Source organism: Actinomadura harenae (genome assembly GCF_003696215.1).
In the GTDB taxonomy this organism is placed as follows: domain Bacteria; phylum Actinomycetota; class Actinomycetes; order Streptosporangiales; family Streptosporangiaceae; genus Spirillospora; species Spirillospora harenae.
On the sequence record NZ_RFFG01000003.1, the window covers coordinates 80,099 to 92,534 of the forward strand.

Consider the following 12,436-nt stretch of genomic DNA (forward strand, 5'->3'; position numbering starts at 1 on the left):
GATACGACTATACGTGTCGCTAGAATCACTGAGCGTGACCCAGTGACCACGAGGATGCGACATGAATCCCTACGAGGGGTGGCAAAGGTACTTGCTTGTTGCGATGAGTGGTGGCAAGGTTACACGTTGTGATGTCATAGTGGCTCTTTCGGGCCATAGGGGACATCAGTGACCGCGCGAGATCAAATCGCAGGATCGCTGTCATTCGGTCCACGGAGGAGAGGCCGCACACATGTCAGCACGTACACCCGAGGCCGAGCCGCTGCTCACGCCGGCGGAGGTGGCGACGATGTTCCGTGTCGACCCCAAGACGGTGACGCGGTGGGCGAAGGCCGGCAAGCTGACGTCCATCCGCACCCTGGGGGGGCACCGCCGCTACCGCGAGGCGGAGGTGCGGGCACTGCTCGCGGGCATCCCGCAGCAGCGTTCGGAGTGAGACGCGCCGTCCCGCCGAACCCTCGGCACGGACGGTCGTGTACAGCGCAACAAGGGGGGCGGCCAGGAGGCCGCTGAACGGAACCGTCCCAGCGGGCGGGAGTTCAGCCGCTTCCTGGCCGACGGTCCGGCACCACGGTCATCCGAGAACCGCGGTCCCGGGCCACTCACCGGAAAGATCGGATGTCCCGTTCGCCCCGCGACCGGGACATTCGCCATGCCCGGCCTTTGACTCCACAGCGTCACCATCCGCACACGCCGTCACCTCGCGCCGCACAGGCCTCACCAGGGCCGGTCACGCAGCGAAGTCGATCCGAGCGGGCAGGCCGTGACGGTGCGTTGAAGCGGGGACGCTCAGGCCGGAGTGGGACGGTGCGCCGGAGCGGGGCCGTCAGGCGGTGGTGGGGCCGAGTTCCTCTTCGGCGAGGCGGTCGAACAGGTCGGAGATGTCGGGGGCGTGCTGGCCCGCGACGTGCAGCAGGACGATCAGCTGGTCGACCAGGAGGCGTTCGAGCTCGGCCCGGGTGATGTCGCGGTTCTCGAGCCAGTCCAGGCCGGCGGTCTCGACCGAGGCCATCCAGGAGCGCAGCGTGATGCGCAGGATCGGCGTCGGGGTCTCGACCTCCATCGCGGCGAGGGTGCGGCCGAGGAGCAGTTGCCGGATGTTGTCGACGATCTCGCCGACCTCGCCCGAACGGTCGGCCGGACCGCCGCGCAGGAGCGCGGTGAAGCCCGCGGCGTGGCTCTCCACGAAGTCGAAGTAGCGCTCCAGGGAGACCCGGAGGCGGTCGATCGGGGAGCCCTCGGTGGGGGGCTCGAGCAGGACCGACAGCTTGTTGGCGGCGTTGCCGAGGGCGGCGAGGTAGAGCTCGTACTTGCCGCCGAAGTAGTGGTAGACCAGCGCGCGGGACGCGCCCGCGGCGGCCGCGACGTCGTCGATGGAGACGTCCTCGGGCGGACGGGTGCTGAACAGCTGGAGCGCGGCCTCGATCAGCTCGTCGCGGCGCTCGTCGACGCTGAGCCGGCGCCTGCCCTGGCGGGCGCCGCCGGCCCGCCGGTCGCGGGTGTTCGCTCGCCGACCGCCGCCGGTCACTGCACGATCTGCCACGCAGGAAGGGTATCCGAGGGCGCGTCCGGCCACGGCCGCGGCGACGCGCGGGGCCTGTCCGTTTTCCCGGGCCTCCCGGAGGGCCGCCCCCTCGGTGACGGGCGGAAACGGCGGGAACGTTCCGAGTCCGCGTGCCCTGAACTCCGATTGGCGGCTGCCCGTTACTCGCTGTTGCGCCGATTTCGGGCGAAGGCGAGGCATCATGGCATCTCCTCCCGAGCGAGGACGGTGTTCCGGGCGGATCGTGCGTCCGAAACCCCGCGAGTGGCATGACCCGCAAGGCCCCCCCGGACGGAGTGCCATGTCTGACGGAGAAACGACCCCGCCGCGCCGCGGAGAGACGCTGCACAGGGAGATCCCGCGCGCGCAGGTCCCGCGAGCGCGCGCGGGCACGCTGCCCCTGCCCGCGCCCAAACCGACGATCCGCAACGTGGCCGAGCGCGCCGGGGTGTCCAAATCGCTGGTGTCGCTGGTGATGCGCGGCTCCCCGCACGTGAGCGAACGCCGGCGGGCGGCCGTCCTCCAGGCGGCGCGCGAGCTCGGCTACCGGCCGAACGCGGTCGCGCGGAGCCTGGTCGAGGGCCGCACCCGGCTGATCGGCGCGATCGTCGCCGACCTGCACAACCCGTTCTTCGCCGAGTTCCTGGACGGCCTCCAGGAGTCGCTGCACGGCGCGGGCCTGCGGATGCTGGTCGGTTCCGGCCGCTGGGACCCGCTGTTCGAGGCCGAGGCCGTCGAGGCGTTCCTGGAGATGCGGGTGGACGGCCTGGTGCTGCTCAGCGTCGTCCCGGACTCGCTGAAGGAGGCGGCGTCGTCCGTCCCGGTCGTGGTCGTCGGCGAACGCGACGTCCAGGGCGTGGACATCGTGGTGGACGACGACGAGCTCGGCGCGTCCCTCGCCGTGGACCACCTGGTCGACCTCGGTCACCGGCGGATCGCGCACATCGAGGGGGCGCGCTCCACCACGGCCCGGTACCGGCGCGCGGGCTACGAGAAGGCGATGCGGCGGCACGGACTGGAGGACGAGATCGTCGTCGAGCGCGGCGACTTCACCGAGGAGGGCGGCTACCGCGCGGCGCGCACGCTGCTCGCCCGTCCGCACCGTCCGACGGCGATCTTCGCGCCGAACGACCTGGTCGCGACGGGCGCGCTGTCGGCGGCGGACGAGCTGGACCTGCCCGTCCCGGAGAAGGTGTCGATCGTCGGCTACGACAACACCCATCTCGCCGCGATCCGGCACATCTCGCTGACGAGTGTGAACCAGCCCCGCCGCGACATGGGACGGGTGGCCGCCGAGCTGCTCACCGCCCGGATCGGCGATCCGGCTCGGGTCGCGCGGCAGAACCTCGTCGTGCCGCACCTGGTGGTCCGCTCGTCGACGGGGCCCGTCCCGGCCCTGTGATCCGTCCCGGCTTCGGCTCCCTCGGTGGTGTCGGCGGTGTCGGCGCTGGTCGTGGGCTTGGCGGCGGGGCGGAGCAAGGTCGTTCAGCGGTCGGTAGCGGATCGGTCGATCATCGTCCCGAAGTGGTGGCCCCCGGGTAAGAGGCTCGCCAAGCCTGCCGTGATCGGTGGCCCGGGCCGCGCCGACCGGTGGTTAATGGGTGCACCGTTCGGCGGATTCGGGGCCATCGCTGGGACGGGCCGAATTCTCGGGGAGGACGGTCCGGGCGGGTCCCGTGGAACGGACACGGGGAAGATCGGGTTCACCCAGGGGGGCGAGTTCCGTGCGGGATCCGGAATTGGTGTCGTGCGCGCAGCGGGCGGCGAACGAGCTCGAGCGCGCCTGGTCGGAGTGGCGCAACCAGCGGGGGCTCGCCGAGCAGGTGTCGGAGTCGGTCGCGAGCTATGTGGCCCACTCGATCGATCATCCGTGGGGCCGTCCACGCGTCGTCCTCGGCCTCGACGCCGACGAGGCGCGGGCGCTCGCGGCGCTCCTGGCCACCCCGCGGGGCCTCTGAGCCTCGGTGTGTCCGGGTGCCCGGGGCGGAGTTCTCCGGTGCCCGGGGGCGCGGTTCTCCGGCGCCAGGGGCAGGAGTTCCGGGCCTGCCGGAGCGCGCGATTCGTGCGCGGTGAGACTGGGGTGGCGCCGAGGTTTCGGTCTTCTGCCCGTCCGGACGAATGTGCCTTCTGGGCTTGGGCGGAGCGGCTTCGGGAGGTGCGCTCCCGGACACCGTTTTCGTGGAGTTCGTTTGACGAACGCTTCGTGATGTGCAAACTGACAGGGGCGTTTGTCACGGAAGTATCACGAGAGGACGACTCGGTGCGCATTCATTCAGCGCGCGGCCCGGTGGCGGTCGGACTGGCCCTGTGTCTCGGGGCGCTGACCGCCTGCGGGGGCGGGTCGTCAGGGGATCAGGCGGCCGGAGCGGAGCGGGCCCTGCCTCCGGCGGCGCCCGGCGAGCCCGGGGCCTCGGGTGCGGCGAAACCCGGGGACGGGCAGCAGCCCGTCGCGCCCGCGGGGTCGCTCCGCGGCAAGGTCATCGCGATCGATCCGGGGCACAACGGCGGGAACGACAACGCGCCGTCCGCGATCAACAAGCAGGTGAACGTCGGCAACGGCCACAAGGAGTGCGACACGACCGGGACGGCCACCGCGTCCGGGTACACCGAGCACGCCTTCACCTGGGACGTGTCGAAGCGGCTGCGCAAGCTGCTCCAGGCCCAGGGCGCCAAGGTCGTCATGACCAGGAAGAACGACACGAGCGTCGGGCCGTGCGTGACCGAGCGCGCCGCGACCGGGAACAACGCCCACGCGGACGCCGCGATCTCCATCCACGGGGACGGCGCCGCCCGGTCCGGGCACGGGTTCCACATCATCGAGCCGCTGCCGGTCCCGGCGGGCGGCAACACCAAGATCGTCGAGCCGTCCGCGCGGCTGGGCGAGGCGGTCCGCGACGCCTACCACTCAGGGACGGGCATCGCCTACTCCACCTACCTGGGGAAGAAGGCGATCGACAAGCGGGACGACCTGGGCGGGCTCAACCTGTCCACGGTCCCGAAGATCTTCATCGAGTGCGGCAACATGCAGAACCCGGGCGACGCGTCCAAGATGTCCGACGCGTCCTTCCGGCAGCGCGCCGCGGTGGCGCTGGACCAGGGGATCACCGCCTTCCTCAGCGGCCGCTGAGAGGGAGCGCCGTCCTCCTCGGCGGGTCGTTGAGGTGTGCCGCCCTCCTCGGGGCCGCTGATCCGCCGTGGGCGGGGCTCCGCCGTCGGCCGCCGGCTTGATCGGCGGGGCGGTCCGGCGCGCCGGGAGCGCGGGCGGCAGGATGGACGGGTGCGTGAACTGCTCGGGCGTCTCGGAGCCCGTTTCGAAGAGGCCGGATACACCGTCGCGGGCGTCCGGGAGGCGCTGGGCCCGGTCGCGGGCGGAGCGCTGGCGCGGGACGAGATCGTCCCGGCGCTGCGGGCGACCGCCGGAGGGGCGCCGCTCGACGAGCTGATCCGGCTGTTCTGGCTGCAGGCGCCGGTCGGCGCGTCCCGGCTGGCCGACCTCGCCGGGGACCTGGTGGAGGCGGGGCTCGCCACGCTGGATTCGGACGAGCTGTATCCCGTGTTCCACGTCGAGCCGGTCGAGTCCGTCCTGGGGTCGGGGCATCTCGGATACGTCGTCTCGGACCTGAAGGTGCGTCCCGGTGAGGGGCGGCTTCCGCGCCCGGACCATGTCGTCGGCATGGGCGGCGCTGCGACGAGCCTGGCCCGTCTCGTTGTCCACAAGCCTGTGGACAACGTCCTTGATCTGGGGACCGGGTGTGGGGTCCAGGTGCTGCATCTGTGCGACCCGGCGATCCGTCCGAAACCCGCCCGGATCACGGCCACCGACATCAATCCGCGTGCCCTGAAGCTGGCCGAGAGAAGCTTCGCGCTGTCCCGGCTGGAGGGTGTCGAACTGCTCGAGGGATCGCTGCTGGAGCCCGTCCTCGACCGCCGGTTCGACCTCATCGTGTCGAACCCGCCGTTCGTCGTCGGGCCGCCCGAAAGCGGCTTCACCTACCGCGAGTCGGGCATGCACGGCGACGAGTTCTGCCGCCGTCTGATCGCCGAGGCGCCCGCGCTCCTGAACGAGGGCGGGACGGTCCAGCTGCTCGCGAACTGGCTGCACATCCAGGGCGAACCGTGGCAGGAGCGGGTCGGCGGGTGGGTCGAGGCGTCCGGATGCGACGCGTGGGTCGTCCAGCGGGACGTCCAGGATCCGGCCGAGTACGCCGAGCTGTGGCTGCGCGACTCGGCGGAGGCGGGCACGCCCGAGCACGGCCGCCGCTACAAGGAGTGGCTGGACTATTTCGACGCCCGGAAGGTCGAGGCGGTCGGCTTCGGCTGGGTCACGTTGCGGACGGCCGGAAGTGACCGTCCGGCCGTCCGGATCGAGGAGCTGCGGCACACCGTCGACCAGCCCGTCGGCGCGTACGCGGACGCCGTCCTGGACGGCCTCGTCGCCGCGCGAGAGTTTTCCACAGCCTGTGGACGGATGGACGGGCTGGAGCAGATCCGGTTGCGGTCCGTGCCCGGCCTCGTCCAGGAGCAGATCGGGCCGCCCGGCGAGGAGCACCCCGAGCGGATCCTGCTCCGGCAGGCCGGCGGGCTGCGGCGCGCCGTCGGGGTCGGCACGGCCGAGGCGGGCCTCGCCGGGGTCTGCGACGGGTCGCTTCCGCTCGCCCCGCTGCTCGACGCGATCGCGCAGCTCATGGACATGGACGGAGACCAGATCCGGGCGCACGCCGCGGGCGTCCTGCCCGAGCTGATCGCGGACGGGTTCTTCGAGGTCGCCTCACTCGGCTGACCGGTCGGCGTTGCCCTTGCCCTTGCCCTTGCCGTTTCCGTTGCCGCTGCTGCCGTCGCCGCCGCCGCCGCCGTCGTCCGGGCGGGCGTCGGCGGGCTGGACGACCGTGCGGAGCGCCGCGAGCAGATCGTCCTTCTTCAGGAACAGGATCGTGAACCCGGCCGCGAGGTAGACCGCGGACAGGAACAGGCGCGCACCGTGCCACGGCAGGACGAACTGCACCACGAACAGGGCGAACAGCATCACGGCCTCGCGGCGCCGGAACACCAGGTCCACCAGCACCGCGAGGCCGAGCACGGTCTGCGCGGCGGTCAGCAGCACCTCCTCGGTCTGGCGCGAGTCCAGCGGCAGCGACCAGCTGCCGCCGCCCAGCTGGTAGGCGAACGGCAGCGTCCCGATCAGCAGCGTCCACTGGTTGACCTTGCTGGACAGCAGCGCCCCCATCGCGTCCGCGTCCCGGAGCCGCCACGCGAACACCACCGCGACGATCAGCTCCGGAGCCTCCGACGCCAGCGGCGCCAGCCACTGCACCAGCAGGAAGCGGTCGATGCCGAGCGACGACCCGGCGTTCACCAGCGACTCGGCGAACGGCTCCGCGCACGCGAAGATCACCACCGCGCCCAGCAGGAACAGCACCGCGGTCGTCACGCGCCGCGCCTCGGTGGGCAGCGCGCTGAGCGCGGCCGCGACCCCGACCGGTTCCTCCTCGTCCTCGTCAGGGCTCCGCGCGATCCGGACCACGTACAGGACGTAGAGGAAGATCAGGGCGAGTGCGACGTACCACCCGATCTCTCCGACCAGTGCGGGGATGAACGCGATCACCGCGGCGACCGCCAGAAAGCCCAGCTCGATGCGGTGATGCCTGCGCAGGAGGACGGGCCGGACCTCCCGCCGCTCCTCGGGCGGAACGCCGCGTTTCCGTGCGATGTGGCGGCTGCCCAGAGTGAAGGCCAGGACGACCAGCGCCCAGCCGACACCGACGAGCAACCGGTTCGCGCCGGTCATGTTGGCCGCCGCGTACGCCGCGTACTCGGGCTTCGACCCGGCGGCGTAGGCGTAGTAGAGGTCGACGGCGTACTCGGGAAGCACCGCGATCAGGGCGAGCAGCGCCAGCGCGAGCGCCCCCGACATGTCCCGCCGCGCCGTCTCCGCCGCCCACATCAGCAGGACGGCCGCGCCCAGCACCCCGGCGCCGAAGAGGATCATGCCGGGCACCGGGGACGGATGCGTCCCGGTCAGCCGCAGCACGACCGCCGGGGCCGCGAGCACGACGACCCCCGCCATCCGTGCCGCGATCGTCCTGTCCGACAACGGCGTCAGAGCCGACATACCCGGAACCCTCCCGCCGTCCGGGTCGAGCTACGTCCCCCCTTGAGCAAAGATCACCCCGCCCTGCGGTGAGGTCGCTGAGGGCGTCCGTGTCCGTCAGCGTCCCGATCGAGGCCGCCGCCCGTTCACGCCCTCGGTCTTGATGTTCCGCAGGAGAGTGTCGGCGACCTAATGGACCAGTGCTCACGCCGACAACCGGCGGGCACGGCATCCCCTCAAGGATCAACAGCCCCTGACCAGCGGCGAGGACACGATCTGACCCAAGGAATCGAGGTCCTGGGGGTGAGAGTGTTCACTCGCCGGCAGCTGCCAGGCGCCGAGTCTGGCATCACTACCCGACCCGGTAGCTCCCGTTAGGGGGTGGGGCGGTGGGGGGCTCGGGCTTCGGTGAGGGTGCGGAAGGTGCTGGCGCGGAGGCGGCGGGACAGGTCGCGGTGGACGCGCCAGGCCCAGAGCGGGCCGCCGTAGATCATGCCGGTGAAGCCCTGGACGAGGGTGGCGCCGGCGCGGACGCGTTCCCACACGTCGTCGGCGGTCTCGATCCCGCCGACGGAGATCAGGACGAGCCGGTCGCCGGTGCGGGCCCGCAGGCGGCGCAGCACCTCCAGGGAGCGGGACTTCAGTGGCGCTCCGGACAGTCCGCCGGTCTCCTCGGTAAGGGCGGCGGGGGCGGCGAGGCCGTCGCGGGAGATCGTGGTGTTGGTGGCGATGATGCCGTCCAGACCGAGCTCGAGCGCGAGGTCGGCGACGGCGTCGACGTCCTCGTCGGCGAGGTCGGGCGCGATCTTCACCAGCAGCGGGACGCGGCGCTCGGGGGCCGCGCGGTCGGCGGCCTCCCGGACGGCGGTGAGCAGCGGCCGCAGGACCTCGACGGCCTGGAGGTTCCGCAGGCCGGGGGTGTTCGGCGAGCTCACGTTGACCACGAGGTAGTCGGCGAGCGGGGCGAGCCGCTCGGCGCTCGCGACGTAGTCGGCGGCGGCCTCGGCCTCCGGCACCACCTTGGTCTTGCCGATGTTGACGCCGACGATCGTGCCGTCCGACGTGCGGCGGCGCGCGCGCAGGCGGCCCGCGGCGTCCGCCGAGCCCCGGTTGTTGAAGCCCATCCGGTTGATGATCGCCCGGTCCGGGAGCAGCCGGAACAGGCGCGGACGCGGGTTGCCCGGCTGCGCCTGCCCGGTCAGCGTGCCGATCTCCACATGTCCGAAACCGAACGCGCCGAGCGCCTCGTAGGCGACCGCGTCCTTGTCGAAGCCCGCCGCGAGGCCGAGCGGCCCGGGGAACTCCAGGCCGAGCGCCGCGATACGCAGCGCCGGGTCGCGCGGCGCGAGCACGCGGCGCACCAGCGGGGCCGCGCCGGGCGTCGCCTGGATGGTCCGGAGCGCGCGCATCGTCAGGTGGTGGACGTCCTCGGCGTCCATGAACCGGGCGATGACGTGGCGGAACAGCAGTGAGTACAGCATCACCTCGAGTATCCCAGGCGGCCGGACCGAAAACGGTTTGAGGTCGCGTCATGGTGCCGCCTACGCTGGCCGACATGATCGAGAACTTCCTGGCCACCGCCTGTGTGGCCGTGCCCCAGCGCATCGTCCGCCACCGCGCCGCCGTCTGACGGACGGCCCCCTGCGGTACTCCCGCCCGGGCCGGACGGCGACAGGACAGTCATCGCCTGCCAATACGGGAGCGGCTTAACCATGGCCAAGAACAGGAACAACATGCTCGGCGTCGGCGGTCAGCGGCGCAAGGTCTCGCGCGCCGACCTGCGCGGCGCGCCGGGCGGCGAACGCGGCGAGGCGAGGAGCCTGGCGGACACCAAGCGGATGCTGGCCGAGTCGATGCGCGAGCGCCTCGACGCCAAGCGTCACACCGCCGAGAGCGAGACCGCCGAGGACAGCGAGACCGCCGAGGACACTGCCAACGAGTGACCCGCGCCGCACCAGCGACACCGGCAAGTAGCCGGCGGCCCGCGGGAGCGGCGCCGGCGACCACTTGGCGCCGCCCCCGCCGGGCGGCATGTGGTGACGGCTCCGCTGGATCGGGCGGGATGGCGTTCCGGATGGGTTCTGGGACGGCGTGACGCCTTTCGTTGGCTGACTCGCGAGTGATTTGGACCGGCGTCCGTGCCGTGCGGGGCACGGACGCCGGTTTCTTTATGTAGTTGAGTCGATACGTTGGGTCAGATTTCGGGTTTATTCGCCACCTGTTGCAAGAAAACCATCACGATCAGTAAAGGCAATGCGTCACGGTGGAGTCGTTGGTAGGGAGCTGACACCACTGGGGGGCGTTGTGAGGCTGACCTTCTCCACCGGCACCGGAACCGACGACGCGACGGGCCGGCACGCCCGGGTCCGGCGGCGTGGCCGCGTCGACCCCTGGCCCGCGGAGCCGCTCTGGCCCGCTCCCGATCCGGCCCGCGACCGCGAGATCATGCGCGACCTGGCGTCCGGCGAGGCGGGCGCGGAGGCCAGGCTGTACGACGCGTACGCCGCCCGCCTGCACGACTACGCCGCGTCCGTGCTCCGCGAGGGCCCGGCCGCCGACGTCGTCCACGACGTCCTGGTGGACGCGGCGCGGCGGGCCGCGCGGGCCCGCGATCGGGAACGGCTCGGCGCGTGGCTGTACGGCGCGACGCGCGCCCGGATCCGCCGCCGGACCTTCCCGCGTCCGCACTGGGACTGGTCGGCCGCGCCCGGGGAGACGCGTCCGGCGGTCCCCGCGCGGGTGCGTGACGCCCTCGACCACCTGATGGCGGTCACGGGCCCGACCGAGCGGGAACTGCTCCTGCTCACCGGACGGCACGGCCTCACCATTGACGACCTGGAGGGCGTCCTCGGCCGACCGGCCCGCGGGCTCCGCCGCCGCTGCGTCCTCGCCTGGCGTCGCGCCGCTGAGATCGTCGCCGTCCACGCGGCCGTCCCGCCCGCCGCCGATGGGGCCCTGTGCGCGTCCACGCGGCCAACGCCGTCCCCGTACAAGGTGAGCGGTTCGACGCCGCCGAACGGTCTTCCGTATGTGGCGAGCGATCCCGCACGTCAAATGGCATATCCGCTCGGAGGGGCGGCTTTCGAGGAGCTGCCCTTCCCACTGCCCGGGTTCTCCTCCGGCGTCCTCCCGGACGAGCCGGAGGAACTGCTCTTCGGGCCCTACCCGCCTGCCGGGTACTCGGTCGGCCCATATGAGGCACCGAGGAGTGGAGACTTCAGCGGCGGGGACTGGAACAACGGCCGTGCCGACGCGCCGCAGCGGCCGGAGGCGTGGGGCGGTGCCACTGACTCGGCCCTGAGTGAAGCGGCGCAGAGCAGCAGGCGCACCGATTCCGTGGCGTGGCGCCACGCGAAGCGCGATGCGGCCTCCGGAAGGCTCTCGCCCTGGTCGGATGCGCAGACTGATTCGCCCGCCGGTTCGGGGCCGTGGGCGAGCGTGCGGCGTCGTGAACCCGTGGAGCCGGGAGCCTGGCCGGACGGGCAGCGCAGGGAGGTTGCCGCTTCGGGGGCGCAGGGCGTGCGTGATGGGGGTGCCGATGGGGCGCCGCTGGCGGAGGGGCGGCATGTCGGAGGGGATTCGTGGATGGGGGCCGAAGCTGAGGCCGGTGTCGTCGATCCGGCCTTGAGGGTGGAGGCACTGCTGGTCGCTCCTGCCGTCCCGGCTCCGCCGCAGCGATTGCGGATGCGCGTGTTGCACACGCTCGCCGACCCTGAGCTCGCGCCGTACCGGGCGGAGATCAGTGCGCGGGGCGGACGGCTCACTCCGGAGGGGCTGCCCCGGCAGGTGGACGCGACCTCGCCGGTCATCCGGCGGACGCGTCGTGCCGGCCTGCGTACGACATTGACCGGGGCCGCGGCCGTCACCGGGGTCCGCACGTCCGCCGCCGCCACCGCGACGGTCGGCACCGCGCTCGTTCCCCTGTTCCTGGTGCCCGCGTCCACGCCGACCACCGGAGTGGGCCTCGCGCCGGGGGGACACGGTGGGCACAGCATCGCGAGCCCCTTGAACGGCGACCTCCCCGAACCGCTCCCGGCGAAGGTGGCGCATGGCTCGGGCTCGGGCGTCCTCCTCCCGGCCGGTGAGGCGCCGGACGTGGTCCTGACTCCGCCGCAGGGGGCGGGGGCGCCGGCGATCAGCGAGACGCCGAAGTATCCGGAGGTCCCGGCCATCTCCGGGGGAGTGCCGAGCGGGCCCGTGCTGCCCGGGGTGCCGGTCCAGCCTCCGGTGTTGCCCGTCCCGGGACCGCTTCCGGGGCCGCTTCCAGGGCCTCTGACGCCGCCGCGCCTTCTCCAGGCGGTGCCACAGATCGTCGACGCGGTTCCGCAGGTCGTGCGGGACGTCCCCGGGGTCGTCCAGGACCTTCCGCGCGTGGTGCAAGCCGTGCCGCGCGTCGTTCAGGCCGTTCCGGAGATCGTGCGGGACCTCCCGAGGACGGTCGAAGACGTCCCGAGGACACTCCAGGACGTCCCGCGCGTGGTGCAGGACTTGCCCGCAGTGGTTCAGGACGTGCCGAAGGCGATCTCTGGGCTGACGGGGTCGGCGATGCCGTCCGGGCGGGATGGCGGTGCGGACGCGTCGGGCGCGTCCGGAGGCGGATACCCCTGAGCCGGATACCCCTGAGGCGGGTGCCCCCGGGCTGGACGTGGCTGCGGAGTTGGCCTTGGGGTGGGCGCGCGTGTCTGTGGCGGAGATGGGTGTGTGAGGGCGGCCGTAGCTGTGGGGTGACCGGTGGGGACGGGGGATTGAGGTGGACGCGGCCGGGGTGGGTAGGTCCGGGGTGAGGGTGGGTGCGCGGGCTGTTC

At 72.4% G+C, this 12,436-nt stretch carries 10 protein-coding genes; 7 read left to right on the forward strand and 3 right to left on the reverse strand.

Annotated features, from left to right (window positions below; genetic code table 11):
• Positions 1-232: 232 nt before the first annotated feature.
• Positions 233-436, forward strand: coding sequence for a developmental transcriptional regulator BldC (gene bldC, locus EBO15_RS02530; protein ID WP_012850682.1), 204 nt, complete (start codon positions 233-235; stop codon positions 434-436).
• A 390-nt stretch (positions 437-826) separates the two neighbouring features.
• On the opposite strand, the gene EBO15_RS02535 is transcribed toward bldC, so the two are convergent.
• Positions 827-1,543, reverse strand: a complete 717-nt coding sequence (locus EBO15_RS02535; RefSeq protein ID WP_122192747.1) for a TetR family transcriptional regulator — start codon at positions 1,541-1,543, stop codon at positions 827-829.
• 301 nt (positions 1,544-1,844) lie between these two features.
• Here EBO15_RS02535 and EBO15_RS02540 point away from each other — a divergent pair, with 301 nt between their 5' ends.
• The 4 genes from EBO15_RS02540 (at position 1,845) to EBO15_RS02555 (ending at position 6,323) form a co-directional block, all read left to right on the forward strand.
• Positions 1,845-2,945, forward strand: a complete 1,101-nt coding sequence (locus tag EBO15_RS02540) for a LacI family DNA-binding transcriptional regulator (protein ID WP_233615875.1) — start codon at positions 1,845-1,847, stop codon at positions 2,943-2,945.
• A 322-nt stretch (positions 2,946-3,267) separates the two neighbouring features.
• On the forward strand, positions 3,268-3,501 hold the full coding sequence (locus EBO15_RS02545; protein ID WP_122192641.1) for a hypothetical protein: 234 nt from the start codon (positions 3,268-3,270) through the stop codon (positions 3,499-3,501).
• Positions 3,502-3,803: 302 nt separating this feature from the next.
• Entirely contained in the window at positions 3,804-4,670 is an 867-nt protein-coding gene (locus EBO15_RS02550; RefSeq protein ID WP_325051862.1) for an N-acetylmuramoyl-L-alanine amidase, read from the forward strand.
• Between the two features lie 150 nt (positions 4,671-4,820).
• Entirely contained in the window at positions 4,821-6,323 is a 1,503-nt protein-coding gene (locus EBO15_RS02555; RefSeq protein WP_122192643.1) for a DUF7059 domain-containing protein, read from the forward strand.
• Here EBO15_RS02555 and EBO15_RS02560 read toward each other — a convergent pair.
• Positions 6,312-7,652, reverse strand: coding sequence for a sodium:proton exchanger (locus EBO15_RS02560; RefSeq protein WP_233615876.1), 1,341 nt, complete (start codon positions 7,650-7,652; stop codon positions 6,312-6,314). The genes EBO15_RS02555 and EBO15_RS02560 overlap by 12 nt on opposite strands.
• 353 nt (positions 7,653-8,005) lie before the next feature.
• Positions 8,006-9,112, reverse strand: coding sequence for a quinone-dependent dihydroorotate dehydrogenase (locus tag EBO15_RS02565; protein WP_199744291.1), 1,107 nt, complete (start codon positions 9,110-9,112; stop codon positions 8,006-8,008).
• A 231-nt stretch (positions 9,113-9,343) separates the two neighbouring features.
• On the opposite strand from EBO15_RS02565, the gene EBO15_RS02570 reads away from it, so the two are divergent.
• A complete protein-coding gene (locus EBO15_RS02570; protein ID WP_122192645.1) occupies positions 9,344-9,574 on the forward strand; it encodes a DUF6243 family protein in 231 nt (76 codons plus the stop codon).
• A gap of 361 nt (positions 9,575-9,935) precedes the next feature.
• Positions 9,936-12,239 (forward strand): hypothetical protein, encoded by a 2,304-nt coding sequence (locus tag EBO15_RS02575; RefSeq protein WP_158628106.1) that lies wholly within the window; start codon positions 9,936-9,938, stop codon positions 12,237-12,239.
• The last annotated feature ends 197 nt before the right edge of the window (positions 12,240-12,436 follow it).